Annotated in this window: 19 protein-coding genes; all 19 read left to right on the forward strand. The window is 42.2% G+C overall.

The features are described from left to right. Window positions 1–206: 206 nt before the first annotated feature. The 19 genes from V1502_RS07575 (at window position 207) to rny (ending at window position 23,968) form a co-directional block, all read left to right on the forward strand. Window positions 207–1,874, forward strand: a complete 1,668-nt coding sequence (locus tag V1502_RS07575) for a ribonuclease J (protein WP_409253753.1) — start codon at window positions 207–209, stop codon at window positions 1,872–1,874. A gap of 214 nt (window positions 1,875–2,088) precedes the next feature. Further along, window positions 2,089–2,826: a ClpP family protease gene (locus V1502_RS07580; RefSeq protein ID WP_409254303.1), complete on the forward strand. Its 738-nt coding sequence runs from the start codon at window positions 2,089–2,091 to the stop codon at window positions 2,824–2,826. Next, complete coding sequence (locus V1502_RS07585) at window positions 2,823–3,029, forward strand: YlzJ-like family protein (RefSeq protein WP_409253754.1); 207 nt, start codon at window positions 2,823–2,825, stop codon at window positions 3,027–3,029. Before V1502_RS07580 ends, V1502_RS07585 begins: the two co-directional genes overlap by 4 nt. Window positions 3,030–3,266: 237 nt before the next feature. Beyond that, on the forward strand, window positions 3,267–5,618 hold the full coding sequence (locus V1502_RS07590) for a DNA translocase FtsK (RefSeq protein WP_409253755.1): 2,352 nt from the start codon (window positions 3,267–3,269) through the stop codon (window positions 5,616–5,618). Between the two features lie 679 nt (window positions 5,619–6,297). Further along, the gene (locus V1502_RS07595; protein ID WP_409253756.1) at window positions 6,298–7,023 is read left to right on the forward strand and encodes a GntR family transcriptional regulator; all 726 of its coding nucleotides are present in this window, start codon (window positions 6,298–6,300) and stop codon (window positions 7,021–7,023) included. A 59-nt stretch (window positions 7,024–7,082) separates the two neighbouring features. Beyond that, window positions 7,083–8,165: a BMP family protein gene (locus V1502_RS07600; RefSeq protein WP_409253757.1), complete on the forward strand. Its 1,083-nt coding sequence runs from the start codon at window positions 7,083–7,085 to the stop codon at window positions 8,163–8,165. A 189-nt stretch (window positions 8,166–8,354) separates the two neighbouring features. Next, a complete protein-coding gene (locus V1502_RS07605; RefSeq protein ID WP_409253758.1) occupies window positions 8,355–9,890 on the forward strand; it encodes an ABC transporter ATP-binding protein in 1,536 nt (511 codons plus the stop codon). After that, window positions 9,883–10,923, forward strand: a complete 1,041-nt coding sequence (locus tag V1502_RS07610; protein ID WP_409253759.1) for an ABC transporter permease — start codon at window positions 9,883–9,885, stop codon at window positions 10,921–10,923. The genes V1502_RS07605 and V1502_RS07610 overlap by 8 nt, the downstream gene beginning before the upstream one ends. Next, a complete protein-coding gene (locus V1502_RS07615; RefSeq protein ID WP_006837466.1) occupies window positions 10,924–11,883 on the forward strand; it encodes an ABC transporter permease in 960 nt (319 codons plus the stop codon). A gap of 465 nt (window positions 11,884–12,348) precedes the next feature. Beyond that, a complete protein-coding gene (yfmF, locus tag V1502_RS07620; RefSeq protein WP_409253760.1) occupies window positions 12,349–13,623 on the forward strand; it encodes an EF-P 5-aminopentanol modification-associated protein YfmF in 1,275 nt (424 codons plus the stop codon). Window positions 13,624–13,626: 3 nt separating this feature from the next. Beyond that, window positions 13,627–14,919: an EF-P 5-aminopentanol modification-associated protein YfmH gene (gene yfmH / locus V1502_RS07625; RefSeq protein ID WP_409253761.1), complete on the forward strand. Its 1,293-nt coding sequence runs from the start codon at window positions 13,627–13,629 to the stop codon at window positions 14,917–14,919. 68 nt (window positions 14,920–14,987) lie between these two features. Then, window positions 14,988–15,710: an elongation factor P 5-aminopentanone reductase gene (gene ymfI / locus V1502_RS07630; protein WP_409253762.1), complete on the forward strand. Its 723-nt coding sequence runs from the start codon at window positions 14,988–14,990 to the stop codon at window positions 15,708–15,710. 611 nt (window positions 15,711–16,321) lie between these two features. Then, window positions 16,322–16,579, forward strand: a complete 258-nt coding sequence (locus V1502_RS07635) for a DUF3243 domain-containing protein (protein WP_409253763.1) — start codon at window positions 16,322–16,324, stop codon at window positions 16,577–16,579. 372 nt (window positions 16,580–16,951) lie between these two features. Further along, window positions 16,952–17,743, forward strand: coding sequence for a DUF3388 domain-containing protein (locus tag V1502_RS07640; RefSeq protein WP_409253764.1), 792 nt, complete (start codon window positions 16,952–16,954; stop codon window positions 17,741–17,743). 18 nt (window positions 17,744–17,761) lie between these two features. Beyond that, window positions 17,762–18,676 carry a helix-turn-helix domain-containing protein gene (locus tag V1502_RS07645; protein WP_409253765.1) on the forward strand — a complete coding sequence of 305 codons (915 nt, stop codon included), beginning with the start codon at window positions 17,762–17,764 and terminating at the stop codon, window positions 18,674–18,676. A gap of 48 nt (window positions 18,677–18,724) precedes the next feature. After that, window positions 18,725–19,303: a CDP-diacylglycerol--glycerol-3-phosphate 3-phosphatidyltransferase gene (gene pgsA, locus V1502_RS07650; RefSeq protein ID WP_409253766.1), complete on the forward strand. Its 579-nt coding sequence runs from the start codon at window positions 18,725–18,727 to the stop codon at window positions 19,301–19,303. 128 nt (window positions 19,304–19,431) lie between these two features. Then, complete coding sequence (locus tag V1502_RS07655; RefSeq protein ID WP_409253767.1) at window positions 19,432–20,679, forward strand: competence/damage-inducible protein A; 1,248 nt, start codon at window positions 19,432–19,434, stop codon at window positions 20,677–20,679. Window positions 20,680–21,094: 415 nt separating this feature from the next. Beyond that, window positions 21,095–22,132: a recombinase RecA gene (recA, locus tag V1502_RS07660; RefSeq protein WP_409253768.1), complete on the forward strand. Its 1,038-nt coding sequence runs from the start codon at window positions 21,095–21,097 to the stop codon at window positions 22,130–22,132. Window positions 22,133–22,405: 273 nt separating this feature from the next. Further along, complete coding sequence (rny, locus tag V1502_RS07665; RefSeq protein ID WP_409253769.1) at window positions 22,406–23,968, forward strand: ribonuclease Y; 1,563 nt, start codon at window positions 22,406–22,408, stop codon at window positions 23,966–23,968. Window positions 23,969–24,095 lie beyond the last annotated feature (127 nt).

The raw sequence follows: 24,095 nt of genomic DNA on the forward strand, positions 1-24,095 counted from the left end.
CACTCCATATCATTAATTGGAAAATCTAGTGAGTATAGATTTTTTTAAAAAACATGCAAAGACCGCAAAAAAGCTACAGGAATTGCATAATATTTTGAATTTAATGACCGATTATGAGGATTTTCGTTGTAAAGATAAAATCTCATAAAGTATAATGAATCTAACTGATTAATGATCGGGAATTACAGCATAGGAGGAAAACGACATTGAGCAAGAAAAAGAATGAAAGCATTAAGATCATTCCCCTCGGAGGAGTGGGGGAGATAGGCAAGAATATGTATGTAATAGAAGTGGATGAGGAAATCTTCGTCATCGATGCAGGGCTCATGTTCCCTGAAGATGAAATGTTCGGTATTGATATGGTCATACCGGATATCCAGTATCTAGTGGAAAACAAAGAACGTGTGAAAGGAATATTCCTTACTCATGGTCACGAAGATGCAATTGGTGCGATAACGTACGTTCTTAGAAAAATTAAAGCCCCTGTCTATGGCACAAAGTTGACAAATGCTTTGGTAAAAGGAAGGCTTAAGGATGAAGAATTCAAGGAAGATATCAAATTTTATAACGTCCACTCTGACAGTAAGCTGTATTTTGAGGGAGTCGATGTAACATTCTTCAGGACAACCCACAGCATCCCCGATTCTGTCGGAGTCAGCATTAATACTTCAGAAGGATCCATTGTCCATACGGGAGAATTTAAGTTTGACCAGGCGGCTAAAGGTCTGTACCGCCCGGATATGGGCAAAATGGCGAAGATCGGGGACAATGGGGTGCTTTGTCTGCTGTCTGACAGTACGGAAGCAGAAAGACCTGGATATACAACATCGGAGGAAGTTATCGCCAATCAATTGAATTCAGCTTTTCATGCGGCAAAAGGCAGAATCATCGTGGCGAGCTATGCTTCCAATTTGATCAGGATTCAGCAGGTTTTTGATGCGGCCTATAAAAATAATAGAAAAGTAGCGGTCGTCGGCAAAAGCCTTGAAAGAGTGTACGAAATTGCTTTGAATCTTGGATATCTCAAGATCAAGGATGATGTCATCATTCCTATCCAGGACATTTCGAAATACAATGAAGATGAAATCGTTGTCATTGCTACTGGCGATCAAGGGGAGCCATTTGAAGCACTGCAGAAAATGGCTAAACAAAATCATAAACTTTTAAATATCCAGGATGGGGATTCCGTCTTCATAACGGCTACACCTTCACATGGAATGGAACTTACAATGGCTAAAACGGTGGACATGCTATACCGTTCAGGTGCACATGTCCTGACAGCGAATAAGAAAGTTCATGTTTCCGGACATGGCAGCCAGGAAGATTTGAAGCTCATGCTGAACCTGATGAAACCTAAGTACTTCATTCCGATTCAAGGTGAGTACAGAATGCTGATTGCCCACAGCAAAGTTGCCAATTCGGTCGGCATTTCCCATAACAGGGTATTCATTCTTGATAAAGGGGATGTAGCTCAATATAAAGATGGAAAGATGAAGATGAGCGGCAGGGTTCAGGCAGGAAACGTCCTCATTGACGGAATAGGTGTCGGTGATGTTGGCAACATCGTCCTGCGTGACAGAAAGCTGCTTTCTCAAGACGGTATTTTTATTGTCGTTGTGACAATAAGCCGCAGAGGAAAAACACTGATTTCCGGTCCTGAAATCATTTCCCGCGGATTTGTATATGTCCGCGAGTCGGAAAAACTGATGGATGAGTCCACACAACTCGTAAAACAAATCGTCGATGGTTACCTGGCGAAAGGAACCTTTGAATGGTCCAACATCAAGCAGGATATCCGTGATCAATTAAACCATCTTCTATTCGGCAAAACTAGAAGAAGGCCAATGATCCTGCCAATCATCATGGAAGTATAAGAAAAATAATTCATGAAAAAAGAGTTGACCACAGGTCGGCTCTTTTTTCATACATCAGAATTTACCGCTTTAACGCACTAAGAGGGACAGTCCCTCTTAGTGCGTTAAAGCGGTAAAGCTGCTCCGGCAATGAATTGAAATCCTTCATCAAGAAAATACTATCCATATTATTGCTTAAAGAAGAAGGAGAGTGTCTGGTGTAATGAATTTTAATATGAATCAAAATCAGCCTAATAAAAGCGAAGAAAAAGAAAAAGAGGGTAAAACTTCTGGATTAATGGAGAAGATCCAGCAACTTGGCCAGACTAGTGTTCCGCAGCTTTCAAATGATTCCAATATCCATTGTTTGACGATTGTGGGACAGATTGAAGGGCATATGCAGCTTCCGCCGCAAAACAAGACGACAAAATATGAACATGTCATTCCTCAGCTGGTGGCAATAGAACAGAATCCTAAAATAGAAGGATTGCTTGTCGTCCTTAACACTGTGGGAGGAGATGTTGAAGCGGGTCTGGCTATTTCGGAAATGCTCGCCTCGCTCTCAAAGCCTACAGTATCAATCGTCCTTGGCGGGGGACATTCCATAGGTGTTCCTATAGCTGTTTCATGTGATTATTCTTTCATTGCCGGCACGGCGACAATGACCATACATCCTGTCAGACTCACCGGCTTGGTCATTGGGGTCCCGCAGACATTTGAATACCTGGATAAGATGCAGGAAAGGGTCGTCAATTTCGTGACCAGACATTCCAAAGTGGCAGAAGAAGACTTTAAAGAGTTAATGTTCGCCAAAGGAAACCTGACAAGGGATATCGGCACAAATGTAGTAGGAGAAGACGCGGTGAAATATGGGTTGATTGATGGAGTCGGCGGTGTGGGTGAAGCAATTAAAAAATTGAACGAGCTCATTGAACTCAAGGGTGGCAGCAAGGAAGAAGGGATGATTCAATGATCCTTCATACCACAGTTCCCCAAGAACTGATATTTCCGACTGAGCAAGGTGCATTTTCCCAACAGACTGTTATCGAGTATCAGGGGATCCCCCTGCTTGTCGAGCAATCTCAGCAGCAATATAGAGTCGTAAGGGTTATGAGCAGTAATCCCGCCCACTACTTAAATGAACAGATTTGCCCGGGACAGTACCTCCAAATGTAAATTTTCCAATCATTTTCGCCAATGGCAGTATATGATATAATAAATGGAGAAAGCGGCACTTAATAGCAACTTAAGAGGCAACCTTTCCGAAATATACGGGACTGGTATTTACCGCAAGATGATCCAGTGGTAAATGCCAGCCCTTTCTTCATCTTTAAATACAGTCAGCAAATGGGGCAGGGAATTTAAAACCCAGAAAATAAGAGCATAAAATATGGGAATTTAGGTGAAAGAACATTGGCGAAAAGGAAAAGAAGAAGCAGAAAAAAATCCACTACTATTAAACAGACGATAAAATATGAATTGATTGGAATGCTGATGATTGCACTAAGCTTGATAGCGATTATCCAACTAGGCGCGGTAGGCAAGGCATTTGTTCATTTTTTTCGTTTTTTTCTCGGAGAATGGTACATGCTGGCGTTTATCGGCATGTTGATAACTGCTGGATATATGATGATCAAGAGGGAAATGCCTAATTTCTTCTCAAGAAGACTTGCCGGCCTATACATAATTGTAATCAGTACATTGCTTCTCAGCCATGTGAAGCTGTTTGAACTGCTCTCGAATGACGGAGCGTTCCAGAATCCGAGTGTAATAGCAAATACGTGGGAGCTCTACTGGATGGAAGTGCGGGGAGAATCCAGCACCTCCGATTTAGGCGGCGGAATAATAGGAGCAATATTATATGCTGTATCGTTCTTCCTGTTTGAGTCGGCAGGAACCAAAATTCTGTGTATGGCTTTGATTGCTATCGGGCTGGTCCTCATAACAGGCAAATCATTTGGATCAGCACTGGGCAAAATGGGTAGTGCCACGACTGAATTCATCGGCAATCAATGGACCGCATTCCGTGAAGATATGAACAATTGGAGAGAAGACAGGCTTGAGAAGAAGGAAGAAAAACAGCAAAAGAAAAAGGCTAAAGTGAAGGAAAAAGCGGAGAATGAGGTAATTGAGAATCCGGATGAGGAAGTGAAGGTGGAGCCGATCATTTCCAGTTTCAACGAGAGAGCCTATCCGGATGAAACAATTACTCCTGAAGCAGAATCAGAAGCACACTCTTCTTCCGCTGAGCAGACTGGAAAAAAAGATAGTGATACACAGCCTGAAGGAGAAGATGAGGCTCCGCCCATTACGTTTACAGAAGTGGAAAATAAGGATTACACACTTCCTCCTATCTCCTTATTAAATAGGCCGAGCCAAACGGATCAAAGCAATGAGTACCAAATGATCCATGCCAATGCAGCAAAACTTGAGCGTACCTTCCAAAGTTTTGGTGTAAAGGCAAAGGTCACACAGGTCCATCTGGGACCGGCGGTTACAAAATATGAAGTGCATCCAGATACGGGAGTGAAAGTAAGCAAAATTGTCAACTTGAGTGATGACCTGGCGCTGGCACTTGCAGCAAAGGATATCAGAATTGAAGCACCGATCCCGGGTAAATCCGCCATCGGAATTGAGGTGCCAAATTCTGAAGTGGCCATGGTGTCATTAAGGGAAGTCCTTGAATCCAAATCCAACGATAAGCCAAACTCAAAGCTCCTGATTGGTCTTGGCCGGGATATAACCGGTGAAGCAGTATTAGCTGAATTGAACAAGATGCCCCATCTGCTTGTCGCAGGGGCAACTGGAAGCGGAAAAAGTGTTTGTATCAACGGAATCATCACAAGTATCCTGATGAGGGCAAAGCCGCATGAAGTCAAATTGATGATGATCGACCCTAAGATGGTTGAGCTGAATGTTTATAATGGGGTGCCTCATTTGCTGGCACCAGTCGTCACGGACGCTAAGAAAGCATCACAGGCATTAAAAAAGGTTGTCAGTGAAATGGAGAGAAGGTATGAGTTATTCTCCCACACAGGAACCAGAAATATTGAAGGATACAACGAGCATATCAAAAGGAATAACCAGGAAAACGAAGAAAAGCAGCCTGAGCTTCCGTATATTGTCGTCATTGTAGATGAGCTGGCAGATTTGATGATGGTTGCATCCAATGATGTAGAAGATGCGATTACACGTCTTGCGCAAATGGCGCGTGCTGCGGGCATACATTTGATTATAGCCACACAGCGTCCATCTGTGGATGTCATTACAGGAGTCATTAAAGCAAACATTCCATCCAGGATCGCGTTTGCCGTTTCTTCACAAACAGATTCAAGAACCATCTTGGACAGCGGAGGGGCTGAAAAACTACTGGGCCGCGGAGACATGCTGTTCATTCCAGTTGGAGCATCTAAGCCGACAAGGGTACAGGGAGCATTCTTATCCGATGAAGAAGTAGAAGAAGTAGTGGATTATGTCATCGGCCAGCAAAGAGCACAGTATCAGGAAGAGATGATTCCCGATGAGGTGCCGGAAGGTGAAAGTTCGGCTTCTGTTGAGGATGATCTATATGATGAAGCTGTACAGTTAATTGCAGAAATGCAGACAGCTTCAGTATCGATGCTGCAGAGAAGATTCAGAATAGGATATACAAGGGCTGCCAGGTTGATAGATGCCATGGAAGAGCGGGGCGTCGTCGGCCCCTATGAAGGGAGCAAGCCTAGGGCTGTACTAATCGGTAAGCCTTCTGAAGAACATTCATCATAAACAAGCATTCTAACTGTCCGGGTTGATTCCGGGCAGTTTTTCTTTGTATTTAATTTTAATAGGGTAAATATAGTGATTACCAGCCTGTTTGTCCTTGTTATAAAAAAGCTGTTTTCGTATAGATTGTTGCTATCGGAAAAATCCAAAGGGCCTGATTTTTCCCTTGGGTACAAGGGCTTTTCTAACTGAATAGGGTGATTAGCTCTTTTCTTGCTTGCTGACCAAGATCATTTCTGAGAGTTCTGGCTATATCTCTTGAACTAAATAGTAAATAGCAACAAAGGTTTAGACAAGAGCCTTTCAAAAAGACCTTAACAGAGAATGGGTTATCCTAGTAGTAAATACTCAAAAATGTAAGCGTTTTATAAACTGAAAAAAAATAATTTTAAAGATATGAGGTCAGACCTCTATCCTTCTCACTCTTTAATGTGTTATACTTTTAAAAGCGTTTACATTTTCTTTTCTTTCTTTGCAAAGTTGTTATCAAAATATTTCCATGCCATTAAATCAGCCCGTAACTCACTTAGAAGATTTGGAATGTTAAGATTTTCTGCTTTTTTCGACAAAAATCTAAGAATCTATTTATTTATTTTTTTAAAAATGATATAGTATTTTGGATTAGTAGGAAAGATATACATCAGAGTCTGGTGTCTTGAGAAAAAATGGTGGTGGTTCTTGGATGACAATTAAAGCAGATAATAGGCATTTGTACTTACAAGTGATCGACCGTCTGAAAAAAGATATTGAAGAAGGCCTTTATAAAGAAAAAGAAAAACTTCCTTCTGAGTTCGATCTTGCAAAACAGCTGGGCGTAAGCCGGGCGACGCTGAGAGAAGCTTTACGGATTCTCGAAGAAGAAAATGTCATCATTCGCAGACACGGGGTGGGAACCTTTGTAAACGCTAAACCGCTCTTTACTTCAGGTATCGAGCAGTTAAACAGTGTCACGAATATGATCAAGCAGGCAGGTATGGAACCTGGGACCATTTTCTTAAGCTCAAGTTTTCAAGGCCCGACAGATGAAGATATCCGACGTTTTTCACTGGAAGTGGAAGAAGACATCGTTATGGTGGAACGTGTAAGGACAGCAAACGGGGAACCGGTTGTTTACTGCGTGGATAAAATGCCGTCCGCCGTATACCCGCACAAATTTACCACCGAGGTAAATTCTCTTTTTCAAGTCCTTGAACAGGAAGAGAATAAAAGAATCACCTATGCCGTAACCAACATTGAGCCACTGGGATATCACGACAAAATTTCCCCGATACTCAATTGTGAACCGGAGTCTGCCTTGCTTGTTCTCAAACAGCTGCACTTCGATGAAAACGACAACCCGATTCTTTATTCAGTCAACTATTTCCGTTCGGACAAGTTCAGCTTCCAGGTCTTAAGAAAACGGGTCTGATCAATTTTGTAAGTCTATTTTTCTTACTACATCAACTTAATTAACAGGGGGTAACCAAGGTGAAAAAACGTAAATTTGGTTTAGCGCTTTCTATGCTTCTTGCAGCCGGAACATTTCTTGGTGCATGTGGAACTAACGGAGAAAATGCTGGTTCGAATGGTAATGAAGGTAACAATGAAGATCAATTCTCTGTTGCTATGGTAACGGACGTAGGTGGAGTTGATGATAAATCATTCAACCAATCAGCTTGGGAAGGTTTAAAAGCATTCGGGGATGAGAGCGGGCTTGAAAAAGGCAAAAGTGGATATGACTACCTCCAATCTCAATCTGATGCTGACTATGCCACTAACCTTAATAAATTAGTACGTCAGGATTTTGACCTTGTATTTGGTATCGGATTCTTGATGTATGATGCAATCAATGAAATCGCACAGCAGCAAAAAGAAGCTCAATTCGCGATCGTTGACGCAGTTGTTGAACAACCAAACGTAGCAAGCATTACGTTTAAAGAGCAGGAAGCTGCTTATCTTGCTGGTATTGCAGCTGGACTTGCAACTAAATCAAACAACATCGGTTTTATCGGTGGTATGGATATTGAAGTTATCACCCGCTTTGAAGCTGGATTCCTCGCTGGTGTAAAAGCTGTTAACCCTGATGCTAAAATTCAAAGTGAATACGCAGGTGCTTTCGATAAAGCAGAACTTGGACAAACGATTGCTTCTAAAATGTACTCGTCAGGTGCAGACGTAATCTTCCATGCTGCTGGTGGTACTGGTAACGGACTTTTCAAAGAAGCTCGTGACCTAAAAGCAAAAGATCCAGACCGCTATATCTGGGCGATCGGTGTAGACTCTGACCAATCGGCTGAAGGTGTTGTAGAGGCTGGCGGCGAGGAGAAGAATGTCATCCTGACTTCTGCTCTTAAGCGTGTGGACAACGCAGTTCTTGACCTTTCTACAAAGACAATGAACGGCAACTTCCCTGGTGGAGAAGTTATCACTTACGGCCTTGTTGAAGACGGTGTTGGATTAGCCCCTGTCAATGAAGAGGTTCCTAATAAAGATGAAATCACTTCAACTGTTGAAGAACATAAAGAAAAAATTATCAATGGCGAAATTGAAGTTCCTGTAACTGTAGAATAATTTGATGATGGATAGGCTGGCTGCCAAGCGTCAGCCGCTTATCCTTTTTTTTATAAAACCCTAACTGAAGCGCAGAATGATCTTTTGCCCTTCATTTAAGGTTTTATATTAAACTAGTTAATCTTTTATGAAGTCTGACATCTAACTTATAAAGGGATATATCCCCAGCTAAGCAAGGAGTGAGTATTAATGGAATATGTAATAGAGATGCTCAATATTCGCAAGGAATTTCCCGGGATTGTTGCAAACGATAATATTACCCTTCAATTAAAGCAGGGAGAGATCCATGCTTTGCTTGGAGAGAACGGTGCCGGAAAATCCACCCTGATGAACGTTTTATTCGGTTTATATCAGCCTGAAGAAGGTGAAATTCGTGTAAGAGGCGAGAAAGTCAATATTACGAACCCTAATATTGCAAATGATTTGGGGATCGGAATGGTTCATCAACATTTCATGCTTGTTGATACATTCACAGTGACTGAAAACATTATTTTAGGTAGAGAACCGAAATCTGGTGCTACTGTTGATATTAAAAAGGCAGAAAAAGAAATCAGGGAAATTTCTGACCGTTATGGTTTAAAAGTTGATCCCAACGCAAAAATATCTGAGATTTCTGTTGGAATGCAGCAGCGTGTGGAAATTTTGAAAACACTATACAGAGGAGCCGAAATCTTAATTTTCGATGAGCCGACAGCTGTTCTGACTCCTCAAGAGATTAAAGAACTCATTCAAATCATGAAAACACTCATCCAGGAAGGGAAATCCATTATCCTTATTACCCACAAACTGAAAGAAATCATGGAGGTTTGTGACAGAGTAACCGTAATCAGAAAAGGTAAAGGGATAGACACCCTGGATGTTGAAACCACGAATCCGACTGAACTGGCAAGCTTGATGGTCGGGCGAGAAGTTTCTTTTAAAACAGAGAAAATTGAAGCCAACCCTCAAGACAATGTCTTGGAGATTGATAATTTAGTAGTTAAAGATACTAGAGGAGTATCCGTGTTAAAAGGTCTTAATTTAGAAGTGAAGGCCGGTGAAATCCTTGGTATTGCAGGGGTTGACGGCAACGGTCAAAGTGAGTTGATCGAAGCGGTCACTGGCTTGATGAAGGCTGAAAGCGGGCATATCCGCTTGAACAACAAAGACATTACCAACCTCAAACCCCGTAAAATAACGGAGTCCGGGGTAGGCCACATCCCTCAGGACCGTCATAAACATGGTCTTGTGCTGGATTTCCCTATCGGGGAGAATATGGTGCTGCAAACGTATTATCAGAACCCGTTTTCCAAGAAGGGTGTTTTGAACTTCAAGCAGATTTATGATAAAGCCCGTTCTTTAATACAAGAATTTGATGTGCGTACTCCATCTGAATATACCGAGGCAAGAGCTCTATCGGGAGGAAATCAGCAGAAAGCCATCATCGGTCGTGAGGTTGACCGCAACCCTGATCTTTTGATTGCAGCGCAGCCTACAAGGGGACTTGATGTAGGGGCGATCGAATTCATCCATAAGAGATTGATTGAACAGCGTGATAATGGGAAGGCCGTATTGCTTATTTCGTTTGAATTGGATGAAATCATGAATGTAAGCGACAGGATTGCTGTTATATATGAAGGGCAGATCATTGAAATTGTAGATCCTAAAGAAACAACGGAGCAGGAACTCGGACTGTTGATGGCTGGATCAAAACGTAAGAAAGAAGGTGAATCGGCCAATGTCTAATCGCTTATCGAATTTGTTGATACCAGTGATATCGGTATTGCTTGGAATCATAGTTGGAACTATTATTATGCTAATCAGCGGTTATGACCCTGTAAGTGGCTACACGGCACTGTGGCAGGGGGTATTCGGTGAAGTTTATTATGTGGGCGAAACCGTTCGTCAAGTTACACCATATATACTGGCTGGCCTGGCAGTAGCTTTTGCTTTCAGGACTGGTCTTTTCAATATTGGAGTTGAAGGACAGCTCATCATGGGCTGGGTAGCAGCAGTTTGGGTTGGATTGGCATTTGATCTTCCAAAGGTCATTCACTTGCCGCTTGCTGTTCTTGCAGCCGCTGCAGCAGGGGCTGTCTGGGGATTCATCCCTGGGTTTCTAAAAGCCAAATATAGGGTGCATGAGGTTATCGTTACAATCATGCTGAACTACACGGCACTGCACATTACCAATGCCATTATCAGAAACATTTCCGGCAAGGACAGCACTGAGCGCGTTCCGGAAAGTGCTTCTCTATCCTCGCCATTCCTTGAGGCGTTGACAGATTTCTCCCGGATGCACTGGGGAATATTCATTGCGTTAATTTGTGCCTTCATCATGTGGTTCTTACTCGAAAAGACAACAAGAGGGTACGAGCTGCGTTCGGTTGGCTTTAACCAAAATGCTTCTCAATATGCTGGGATGAATGTTAACAAAAATATTATCCTTTCCATGGTCATTTCTGGAGCTTTTGCCGGATTGGCTGGTGCAATGGAAGGGCTGGGAACATTCGGATATGCATCGATTAAAGGCGGATTCACAGGAGTTGGATTCGATGGAATCGCTGTTGCCCTTTTAGGCGGTAACACTGCGATTGGTGTTATCCTGGCTGCCATTCTATTCGGCGGTCTGAAAATCGGAGCACTTAATATGCCGTTGGAAGCAAATATTCCAAATGAACTTGTTGATATCATCATTGCCTTAATTATTTTCTTTGTTGCATCAAGTTATATGATTCGCTGGGTCATCCAGCGTTATAGTAAAAAGGGGGTGAAGTAAGTGGGCTTAATGGATGTCCTTCTTATCATTATTCCATCAACCTTGCTTTGGGCTACACCACTTATTTTCACTGCTCTTGGCGGAGCGTTTTCTGAAAGATCAGGGGTTGTAAATATCGGTCTTGAGGGATTGATGGTTATTGGGGCTTTTTCTGCCATAGTGTTCAACCTGACTTTTGATGATACGTTCGGAGATGCTACAAAATGGATAGCACTGCTGGTTGCTATGGTAATGGGAGGCTTGCTTGCTGTCCTGCATGCGCTTGCTTCCATTACATTCAGGGCAGACCAGGTCGTTTCAGGTGTCGCCATAAACTTATTGGCTATCGGTGCTGCATTATTCCTCGTTAAAAGGATCTATGGAAAAGGTCAAACTGATATTATTCAGGAGAGTTTCGGGAAGGTGGATGTCCCTTTCTTAAGTGATATACCGCTTATTGGAGACTTGTTCTTTACGAATACTTACTGGCCTCCGTTCTTAGCTATCATTGTTGCTGTTTTCGTCTGGTTTGTCATGTTTAAAACGCCATTCGGTCTTCGCCTGCGTTCTGTTGGTGAACATCCGATGGCAGCTGATACAATGGGTATCAATGTAACAAGAATGCGTTATATAGGGGTTATCCTATCCGGGGCATTGGCAGGTATTGGAGGAGGAGTATACGCTCAATCCATCTCTTCGGACTTCAGCCATGCTACGATCAGCGGACAAGGATTCATGGCGCTTGCCGCTTTGATTTTCGGAAAATGGCATCCGCTTGGTGCTATGGGTGCTGCAATATTCTTCGGGTTTGCGCAAAGTTTGAGCATCATTGGGCGAAGCCTTCCGTTATTGGAGAATATTCCAAGCGTGTACTTGTTGATTGCTCCTTATGTGCTGACAATCATCGCCCTCACTGGTTTCATTGGACGTGCCGATGCACCTAAAGCACTTGGTACACCATATATAAAAGGAAAACGTTAATATCAAAAAAGAATGCCCCTTTTGGAATGTTGTCCAAAAGGGGCATTTTTTTGTGAAATGCTGTATTCGTATAGATTGTTGCTGTCGAAAAAATCCAAAGGGTTGGATTTTTCCTCTGGTACAAGGCTTATCTAACTGAATAAGGTGATTAGCTCTTTTCTTTCTTGTTTACCAGGATTATTTCGGTGAATGATCGTTATATCTCATGAACTTCAAAGTAAATAGCAACAAAGTTTAAAAAAGAGCCTTATTAAAAGGAAAGTACAGACAGGGAAAGCGCACATATCTGGAGAAAGATTACATACAATGGAATGTCTCATGTTGAAGTGAAAGCCCATTTAGTTTTCCAGAGATGTTCTATATTACTTGAAAACGGAATTCCGCAAGATGTATAGTTAAACATAAATACCAGCAAAATAGTGATGATAGGCTTTTTTTGAAGTGGTGAAAAAAGGAGGATGGCAAATGTCTAAAGTCAATGAAGTAGTGAAAACGAAAAAGGGTTATTCGTTACATATCGTCAAGACTGATAAATATAAGACAAACACACTTGTGTGGAGGATGAAGTCTCCTTTAAAAGCGGAGGAAGTGACACTGAGGGGGCTCCTGCCTCATGTGCTTCAAAGCAGTTCCAAAAAATATTCCAGCACAACAGAGCTCCGCTCATACCTTGATGAATTATATGGGGCAAACTTTTTCGTCGATCTTGCCAAAAAAGGCGAATATCATGTCATGAGCTTTTCGGTTGAGGTAGCAAACGAGAAATTCCTTAAGGATTCTGAACCATTACTGAAGAAAGGCTTGCAATTCCTTTCCGATGTACTATTCGATCCTAATGTGGAAAATGCCTCTTTTCATGAGGAGACAGTAGCGAAAGAAAAGCGGAATCAAAAGGTGAGGATTCAATCTGTCTTTGATGACAAAATGAGATATGCAAATTCACGTCTGGTAGAGGAAATGTGTAAAGGCGAGCCATATGCCCTTCATCCAAATGGGATCCTTGAAGATGTGGAAAAATCAACAGCCGTAAATCTTTATCAATATTATCAGGAAGCAGTTCGAAAAGATGAACTAGACTTATATATTATCGGAGATGTGGATGCAGATGAGGCAGAAAAAATGTGTGATGAAATATTCTCACTGCAAGACAGAGAGCCTCAAAAGATGAATGATTCAAGCACAAAGGCTGCTGATGATGTAAATGAAGTCATTGAAAAGCAGGATGTGAAGCAAGGCAAGTTGAACATCGGATATCGGACAAATGTTACGTATGGCTCGGAAGAATACTGGGCGCTGCAGGTTTTCAATGGCATCTTCGGTGGATTTTCACACTCAAAGCTTTTTATCAATGTCAGGGAAAAGGCCAGCCTGGCTTACTATGCAGCAAGCAGGCTTGAAAGCCACAAGGGTTTGATGATGGTGATGTCAGGAATAGATGGTAAAAATTACGACCAGGCAGTAACCATTATTAAAGAACAAATGCAGGCGATGAAGGATGGAGACTTCACAGACGCAGAAATTCAGCAGACGAAAGCTGTCATCCGTAACCAGATTCTCGAAACAATTGATACACCGCGCGGGCTGGTAGAAATCCTTTACCATAATGTAATTTCAGGGAAAAAAATAGAGCTGGATGAATGGCTTGGAAGCATCGAGAACGTTTCGAAAGAGGAAATTACAGCAGCCGCCCAAAAAGTGAACATGGATACCATCTATTTTCTTACAGGAATGGAGGGATAAAATATGGAAAAAATCTCATTTGATCAGCTGCAGGAAGAATTATTTTATGAAAAAATGGATAATGGCCTAAAGGTCTACGTGCATCCAAAAAAGGGTTTCAACAAGACCTATGCGACATTTACGACTAAGTACGGGTCGATAGATAATCATTTTGTTCCAAAAGGAAGCGGAGAGTATACAAAGGTACCTGATGGCATTGCCCATTTCCTGGAGCATAAATTGTTTGAAAAAGAGGACGAGGATGTATTCCAGAAGTTCAGTAAGCAGGGTGCATCTGCTAATGCGTTTACTTCTTTTACAAGGACGGCCTACTTATTTTCATCTACCTCCGAAGTGGAAAAAAATCTTGAAACACTGATCGACTTTGTTCAGGCGCCTTATTTTACCGAGAGCACGGTTGAAAAAGAAAAGGGGATCATCGGCCAGGAAATAACCATGTATGATGATAATCCGGATTGGCGCCTGTATTTTGGTGTGATTCAAAATATGTATAAGAACCATCCGGTTAAAATTGATATTGCAGGAACGGTCGAATCCATTTCACATATCACAAAGGATATGCTGTATCAGTGCTATGAGACCTTTTACCACCCGAGCAACATGTTAATGTTCATTGTTGGTCCTGTAGATCCTGAAAAAATCATTCAACAGGTCAAAGACAATCAGAGTAAAAAAGATTATAAAGAGATGGATGAGATTAAGCGCAGCTTTGAAGAAGAGCCGGCAGAAGCGGCTGAGAAAAAGCAGATTCTTCATATGAACGTCCAGACGCCAAAATGCCTTGTTGGTGTTAAGGCAATCAACACAGAAAAACAGGGTGAAGAAATGCTGAAGAACGAACTCTCCATGAATATTGCTTTGGATATGCTCTTTGGCAAAAGCTCAGAAAACTACTTTTCTTTATATAATGACGGACTTATAGACGAAACTTTCCATTATGATTATACCCAGGAGAAAGGATTCGGGTTTGCCATTCTCGGAGGGGACACAGAAAAGCCGGATGAACTGGCAGAACGCATTACTAAGATTCTCTTGGATGCAAAATCAGGAAATACCTTATCGGAAGAGGCGCTTGAGAGAACGAAGAAAAAGAAAATCGGCGCTTTCTTGAGAGCTATTAATTCTCCTGAGTATATTGCCAACCAGTTCACCCGCTATGCTTTCAATGAAATGGACTTATTCAACGTTGTCCCGACGTTGGAGAAGATATCATTCAGTGATATACGCACTATTGTTTCTGAGTACTTCGAAGAAGAAAGATTCACTGTTTGTCAGGTCCTTCCAAAAGAAAAATAAAGTGCAGCCAAAAAGGGGAGTAATCCCCTTTTTTATTTTGTAAATTAAGGAAAAGGGAGTAGGAAAACATGAGGAAATTTGCATTGGTAACGGGAGCCTCAGGAGGGATTGGGAGGCAGACTGCTGCCACATTAGCCGAACAGGGTTGGAGCCTTTATCTGCATTATCATTCTAATGATCAGGCAGTAAGGGAGCTAATGGAGGCTCTTGGACGATTTGAAGGAGAATTCATACCTGTGAAAGCAGACTTAACCGCTGGAGATGGGGCTGAAGTGCTTCTTTCCCAAGTCTTTCAGGTGGATGCTGTCGTATATGCAAGCGGAAAGCCGTTGTATGGGCTATTTCAAGAAATAGGGGACAAAGAAATGGATGATATGTGGAATCTGCATGTTAAATCACCCATGAAGATTTTGCAAGGACTGCTGCCGAAGTTACTAAACAGTTCCTTTGGAAGTGCTGTGCTGGTCAGCTCGATATGGGGACAAACTGGTGCTGCATGTGAGGTGCTGTATTCCACGGTGAAGGGTGCCCAAATCGCGCTCATAAAATCATTAAGTAAAGAGTTGGCCAGGAATGGCGTCCGTGTTAACGCGGTGGCTCCCGGTGCAGTGAAAACTGACATGATGAACAGCTTTTCACCGGAAGAATTAACGTTGATCGCAGATGAAATCCCAATGGGAAGGATGGCCGAGCCCATTGAGGTGGCGGATACGATTGAATTCCTGCTTTCTGAAAAGGCTTCCTACATTACTGGCCAGGTGATATCGGTCAATGGAGGCTGGTATACCTGATGTGTTAAAATGGGCCCTTATTCGGCCTTGATCACTAGTGAAGGGTAACGATTAGCGGTTAATCGTGCTGTTAGCAGTCTGTGATCATAAGTGAAGGGTAATGATTAGCGAGTAAGCAGTCTGTGGTCTAAAGTGAAGGGTAATGATTAGCGAGTAAGCAGTCTGTGGTCTAAAGTGAAGGAAGGGTAATGATTAGCGGTTAATCGTGCCCCTAGAAGGCTGTGATCATAAGTGAAGGGTAATGAATAGTGAGTAATCGTGCCCCTAGCAGTCTGTGGTCTTAAGTGAAGGGTAACGATTAGCGGGTAATCGTGCCCCTAGAAGGCTGTAATCATAAGTGGAGGGTAACAATTAGCGATCAATCGTGCTCCTAGAACGCTGTGATCATATATGAAGGGTACCAAATAAGAAGTACAAGTGCCCCCTACCAGGCCGCAATCACAAGAGAAAAGGACTGTTTAGTGGATACAGGATAAATGTATAGGACGATGAATATTTTCCTCATGAAGATGCAAACTAAGTTTGTATTTCACTAAAGAAATGCAAGCAAGGCCTTTTAAACTGCAGAATAAGGCCTGAAATAATGCATGACTTCTAAGGAGGCTCCATTTATGTCTGTATTGGATAACTGGCAAGATTGGAAAAACTTTTTGGGTGACCGTCTAAACCAAGCTCAGAAAGAAGGAATGCAGGGCGGAGTAGTTTCTGACCTGGCATATCAAGTGGGTGACTACCTGGCAAACCAAGTAGAGCCTAAAAATGAGCAGGAAAAAGTGTTAGCAGACCTGTGGTCAGTTGCTTCGAGTGAAGAGCAGCATGCAATTGCCAATATGATGGTCAAATTGGTTAAGAATGACGGCACTCGCTGAGAGAGGACTTAGTTCCTCTCTTTTTGCATTCAATCAGACTAATTAAAGAAAGTTCCTCAGCAGTCGAAGAATTTTACAACTATATAAAACTCCTCTCTTTCACATGCCGTTTAAATAAAATGTAAGTTCTTCTAGTGTAAACCCTTACAAACCTAAGGGTGTGCAGTAAAATGATTTGATTTTCACTTTTAAGGGTAAGATGAAAATGAAATATCTAAATATTAGGCTCATTTGTAAGGTTTTCCTTTTCTAATAACCGAAAATCATATATTATAGAAGCTAACGAGACATGACATAACCACTCTAATTATCAGTGGTTATGTAAAAATTTGCCGAATGGTAAATGTCACTTTTAACTTTCGGGGGGATCTTATGGAACGAAAAGAATGGTATTTGGAATATGAAATTCAAAAAAACCGTCCAGGGCTCCTTGGTGACATTTCTTCATTGCTTGGCATGCTTTCAATTAATATTGTCACGATTAATGGTGTCGATGAAGGGCGCAGGGGCATGCTGCTTTTGGCCAACAGCGATGAGCAGATCACCAGGCTTGAATCGATATTGCAGACAATGGATACGATAAATGTAACAAAGCTTCGGGAACCCAAGTTAAGGGACCGACTTGCAGTAAGGCATGGCCGTTATATCCAGAGAGACGCAGATGATAAGAAGACGTTCAGGTTCATCAGGGACGAACTTGGATTATTGGTCGATTTCATGGCAGAGCTCTTTAAGCAGGAAGGACATAAGCTTGTGGGGATAAGAGGTATGCCGCGTGTAGGTAAAACCGAATCGGTTGTGGCATCTTCAGTTTGTGCCAATAAGAAGTGGCTGTTTGTTTCATCCACTCTATTGAAGCAGACGATTCGCAGCCAGTTAATTGATGATGAATATTCTTCTGAAAATATCTTTCTTATCGATGGCATTGTCTCTACTAGAAGAGCAAATGAACGACATTGGTCTTTGGTCAGGGAAATAATGAGGCTTTCTGCAGTCAAAGTAATCGAACATCCAGACATTTTTGTGCAGAATTCTGAGTACTCATTGGATGACTTCGACTATATCATCGAACTTCGAAATGACCCTGACGAAGAAATTACATATGACTTGGTAGAAAAGAACAACTTCTTTCAAAACTCTGATTTTGGAGGATTCGATTTTTAAAATTGGCAGGTGTTTGTTTTGACTGAACTAGGAGCACGGCTCAGAGAAGCTCGTGAAGCTAAAGGATATTCCCTTGATGATTTGCAGAGTATGACCAAAATTCAAAAACGCTATCTGATGGGGATTGAAGAAGGAAATTATGAGATGATGCCCGGCAAGTTTTATGTCAGGGCTTTTATTAAGCAGTATGCTGAAGCGGTCGGCTTAGATCCAGAAATGATCTTTGATGAGTACTCAAATGACATTCCGGTGACCAATACGGGAGACCTTCCGGAACTTTCGAGAGTGCAGTCAAGGAAGCCGGTCTCTCAGAGCTCATCTAAAATGATGAATGTGATTCCACGAATTCTTGTGGCCCTATTTGTCATCGGCGCCATTTTTGTGGTGTGGTATTTACTGCCGAATCAAATCGGCAATGATAATGCAGGAACAGATGATACTCAGGAAGAGAGTGTGGATTATTCAGAATCTGATGAAGTTCAGCAGCCTGAAGAAGAGAATGAGGATGAGAATACAGGTGAATCCACCAATGCCGGAAGCGATTCTGAAGACAGCTCAGAAGCGGAACCAAATGAAGAAGATACGGAGGAGTCCGCTGAGGAGCCTGCTCAGGAAATTACTGTAGCAAACGTAAGTGGAAGGGAAACTACTTATGAATTGAAAAATACAAAAGTCTTTAATCTGGAAATTTCAGCAACTGGGGATACTTGGATTAAGGTTACTAATTCAAAAGACGAATCGCTTTTTGCAGGTATGATGTATAAGGGAGATACTCAAATTTTCGACCTGACAGAAGGCGGGGAAGTTTTTATCGTTGTCGGAAATGCTCCTTCAGCGAACATCTTGGTGAACGACGAACAACTCAATTATGAAGTGTCACCAACAGAAGTTGTAAGACAGGACATCATCATCAGGCGTTCTGCCCAGGAATAGTCACTATGTGACTATTCTGTTTTGTTATGATTCGAGGAGGTAGTAACAGTGAATTTACCAAATAAAATTACGGTGTCAAGAATCTTTTTGATTCCGTTATTCATGATTATCATGCTTTACCCATTTGAATGGGGCACCATCTCTATTCTGGGGGCAGACATGCCTGTGACACATTTTGCAGGGGGGCTTTTATTTATTATTGCTTCTACAACAGACTGGGTTGATGGGTACTATGCCCGCAAATTGAATATGGTCACCAATCTGGGAAAATTTTTGGATCCACTCGCAGACAAGCTGCTTGTATCAGCAGCACTTATCGTACTGGTGGAGATGGGCTTTGCACCTTCTTGGATTGTCATTATTATTATCAGCAGAGAATTTGCTGTAACTGGATTGAGATTGGTATTAGCAGGAACGGGGGAAGTGGTTGCGGCCAACATGCTGGGTAAAATCAAAACCTGGGCACAAATCATTGCCATTTCTTCTTTGCTGCTTCACAATATCATTTTTGAAGCCATTTCCTTCCCTTTTGACACAATTGCGTTATGGGTCGCCATGCTTATTACCGTCTGGTCAGGCTGGGATTACTTCTATAAAAACCGCCAGGCATTTGTGAACTCCAAATAAACTTTAGTCAAAAAGAAGCCCGGACCATCTTCTAAGAAGGTTTAGGGCTTCTTTTTTGTGGTATCAAGGCAAAAAGCCTATAATTTATTGTAAGAAATCAAAATGTATGAAATAAAGGGGATAAAGGTATGAATGCAGAAATCATTGCCGTTGGTTCAGAATTGCTGCTAGGGCAAATTGTGAATTCAAACGCAAAGTTTTTATCAGAGCAGCTCGCTGAAATAGGTGTCAATGTATATTTTCATACAGTTGTCGGCGATAACCCAGAAAGGCTGAAAAAGGCTATTGAAATTGCTGAGTCCCGGGCTCAATTAATTATTTTCACCGGAGGTCTCGGACCGACAAAAGATGACCTGACTAAAGAAACAATTGCAAAACACTTAGACACTGAGTTAGAAAAAGATGAAGATGCGTTGAAATATATCAAAGACTATTTTAAAAGGGCCCAGAGAGAGATGACTCCTAATAATGAGAAGCAGGCAGTGGTCCTGAAAGGATCCGAGGTGCTCAAAAATGACCAGGGTATGGCACCGGGCATGTTCCTTGTGAAAGCAACGCGCCAATATATGCTGCTTCCAGGGCCGCCATCTGAAATGATCCCAATGTTTAAAAATTATGGAAGGCCTTCAATTGAAAAAGCGCTGGGAAGACAAGAGACCATTGCATCCCGAGTTTTACGATTTTTCGGCATAGGCGAAGCAGAGCTTGAGACTGAACTGATGGACCTGATTGAAGCTCAATCGAACCCCACGGTTGCACCGCTTGCTTCAGACGGCGAAGTTACGCTTAGATTAACGGCTAAAGATGCTTCCAAAGAGAAGGCAGAGACTATGCTTGATACACTGGAAGGTGAAATCCTCAAAAGAGCAAGACCATATTTCTATGGATACAATGATACAACCTTGATGGAAGAGACCTCGAATGCACTGAAAGAGAATGAGTTGACGATTGCCTGCGCAGAGAGTCTGACAGGAGGATTGTTTCAGTCTCAGCTGACCTCCATCTCAGGGGCAGGCTCCATTTTAAAAGGGGGCATTGTCTGTTACTCAACTGAAATTAAGAAGAAACTACTGAATGTTTCCCCAAACACCATTGCCATCCATGGCACAGTAAGTGAACCATGTGCAAGGGAATTGGCTGAAAACGTAAGGGGAATGTTCGATTCGGATATCGGCATTAGTTTCACTGGCGCAGCCGGCCCTGGTCCTCACGAAGGAAAAGACGAAGGCACGATATGGATCGGTATTGCCCGAAAAGGTGAAAAAACAAAAACATTCCTCCTCAACCTGGCAGGGACGAGAAACGGTAATCGTGCAAGGACAGTCAAATACGGATGCCATTTCCTATTGAAAGAGTTAAAGGGAGAGAACGGATAATTCATTATAAGGCCAACAGGTTGTTCTGTTGGCTTTTGGTTTGCATGAGCGGCGGGTCTATCCTTCGTCTTACCTCCTCTTCTGTAAAGGTTGATAAAGAGATCATAGGCATCACTATAAAATGACTTTGTTATAGGCGCCGATCTTGGTGTCATTCAACTACACATTGTCAGATAAAAAAAGGAAAAAGCTTATTTGAATCGATCCAATCTTTAAAACGATAAATTTTATAGAGCATTGAAGGGAAATGAATAAATATTGGCAGAGAAAAAAACCGAATGAATGTTCGATTTTTCTCTTGTTAAATTGAACAAAAAGGTTTATAGTAGAGATAGGTTGTTGAAATGAGACAAGCAGTTCATAAATTGCTATATTGTCTTTCTATATATGTAAGAGATTAAAAGGAGGAAATATTGTGAGCGATCGTCAAGCTGCCTTAGACATGGCACTTAAACAAATTGAAAAGCAATTCGGTAAAGGTTCTATCATGAAATTGGGAGAACAGACTGAAAGAAATATAGTAACAATACCAAGTGGTTCATTGGCATTGGATGTAGCCCTCGGAGTGGGCGGATATCCGCGCGGAAGAATCATTGAAACATACGGACCGGAATCTTCAGGTAAAACAACAGTTGCCCTTCATGCAATTGCTGAAGTTCAGGCGCAGGGAGGCCAAGCGGCATTTATCGATGCTGAGCATGCCCTTGATCCTGTCTATGCACAAAAACTGGGTGTAAACATTGATGAACTTCTGCTTTCCCAGCCGGATACTGGTGAGCAGGCATTGGAAATTGCTGAAGCGCTTGTTCGAAGCGGTGCGGTTGACATCCTTGTTATCGACTCTGTAGCTGCATTGGTGCCTAAGGCTGAAATTGAAGGCGAGATGGGTGACTCTCACGTTGGTCTTCAAGCACGTTTGATGTCTCAGGCCCTCAGAAAGCTTTCAGGTGCAATCAATAAATCTAAAACAATTGCAATCTTTATTAACCAGATCCGTGAAAAAGTCGGTGTCATGTTCGGTAACCCGGAAACTACTCCTGGTGGACGCGCGTTGAAGTTCTATTCTTCTGTCCGTCTTGAAGTCCGTCGTGCTGAGACACTTAAGCAAGGAAATGAAATGGTAGGTAACAAAACTAAAGTCAAGGTAGTAAAGAACAAGGTGGCTCCGCCATTCAGGGTTGCTGAAGTTGATATTATGTACGGTCAAGGGATCTCCAGAGAAGGTGAAATCATCGATATGGGATCTGAGCTTGATATCGTTCAAAAGAGCGGTGCATGGTATTCTTATAATGAAGAGCGTCTTGGTCAAGGACGGGAAAATGCTAAAATTTTCTTGAAGGAAAATCCTGAAATCCGTAATGAAATCATGCAGAAAATCCGTGACCATTATGGTTTGGATACAGGCAGGGCTGAAACGGAAGAAGGTCAAGATGAATTGCTGCTGGACGAATAAGGCTTTGCAGGAAGCAGGGGACATTTCTCTGCTTCTTTTTTCATATTCTCGTTAAAAAACAAGATAAAACCGAAAAAATGCAGACGAATCAAGGGGGAAAGGTCTCAGCCCCTTGACAATGAATATTCTGAGATTTAAAATTAACATGTATATTTTACAAATTTTCGAATGTTAATATTTGAAAGCCTAGCGCTGTATATTGAAACCTTTGGAAACAATGTACAAGCCGACATGTAAAAGACATGACAAAAGTTCATAGCAAGGGGAGGTGAAATGATGGAACTCATTACAATCATCTCCATTTTGCTTGGCCTAATCGTCGGTGTAGTTGTTGGATATTTTATTCGTAAATCCATTGCTGAAGCAAAGATTGCGGGAGCTAAAGGTTCTGCAGAGCAGATTCTTGAAGATGCAAAGCGCGAGGCAGAAGCTCTGAAGAAGGAAAAGCTCTTAGAAGCAAAGGATGAAAATCATAAGCTTCGTACTGATATGGAAAATGACCTTCGTGAACGAAGAAATGAATTGCAAAAGCAGGAAAATCGTTTAATGCAAAAAGAAGAGAACCTTGACCGCAAAGATGAAACGCTCGATAAGCGTGAATCTCAGCTGGAAAGAAAAGAGGCTGCTCTAAACGAAAGACAACAACATATTGAAGAGATGGAAAGCAAAGTGGACGAGATGATACGACTACAGCAGACCGAACTGGAACGCATCTCTGCACTTACGCGTGATGAGGCAAAAGCGATTATCCTCGACCGTACTGAGAATGAACTTTCTCATGATATCGCCTTGATGGTCAGAGAAAATGAAACTCGTGCGAAAGAGGAGTCTGACAAGAAAGCGAAAGAAATTCTTTCACTTGCAATCCAGCGTTGTGCAGCAGAACACGTTGCAGAGACGACGGTATCTGTTGTAAACCTTCCGAATGATGAGATGAAAGGTCGCATCATTGGTCGTGAAGGACGTAATATTCGTACATTAGAAACGCTTACTGGAATCGATTTAATTATTGATGATACGCCAGAAGCGGTTATCTTATCCGGGTTTGATCCAATTCGACGTGAAACTGCAAGAATTGCGCTTGAAAAGCTGGTACAAGACGGACGTATCCATCCAGCCCGTATCGAAGAAATGGTCGATAAAGCAAGACGGGAAGTGGATGAACATATCCGTGAAATTGGTGAACAGACAACATTTGATGTTGGGGTTCATGGGCTCCATCCAGATTTAATCAAGATTCTAGGTCGATTGAAATTCCGTACAAGCTATGGTCAAAACGTTTTGAAGCACTCAATGGAAGTGGCATTCCTTTCAGGATTGCTGGCTGCAGAGTTGGGTGAAGATGTAACGCTTGCCCGTCGTGCCGGATTGCTGCATGATATCGGTAAGGCGATTGACCATGAAGTGGAAGGAAGCCACGTAGAAATCGGTGTTGAATTAGCTACCAAGTATAAGGAACATCCGGTTGTCATCAACAGTATCGCTTCCCACCACGGTGATACGGAACCAACATCCGTCATTTCAGTACTTGTCGCTGCAGCTGATGCACTTTCAGCCGCAAGACCAGGTGCCAGAAGTGAAACACTTGAGAACTATATCCGCCGTTTGGAAAAGCTTGAGGACATCTCTGAATCCTACGAGGGTGTTGAGAAGTCATTTGCTATTCAAGCAGGTAGAGAGGTTCGTATCATGGTGAAGCCAGAATCAATTGATGATCTGGAAGCTCACCGGTTGGCACGTGACATCCGTAAACGGATTGAAGAAGAACTGGATTATCCAGGCCATATCAAAGTCACGGTCATACGGGAAACAAGAGCGGTTGAATACGCGAAGTAAAGCGGTGTGATTTTCACACCGCTTTTTCTTTGCCCGTTGGCCGCTTTATTCCTTTACCGCACTAAGAGGGACAGTCCCTCTTAGTGCGGTAAAGGGCTAAAGTATGAGTTTTGGTATATGCTATGAT

This window comes from Rossellomorea sedimentorum (assembly GCF_046237645.1).
Taxonomy (GTDB): domain Bacteria; phylum Bacillota; class Bacilli; order Bacillales; family Bacillaceae_B; genus Rossellomorea; species Rossellomorea sedimentorum.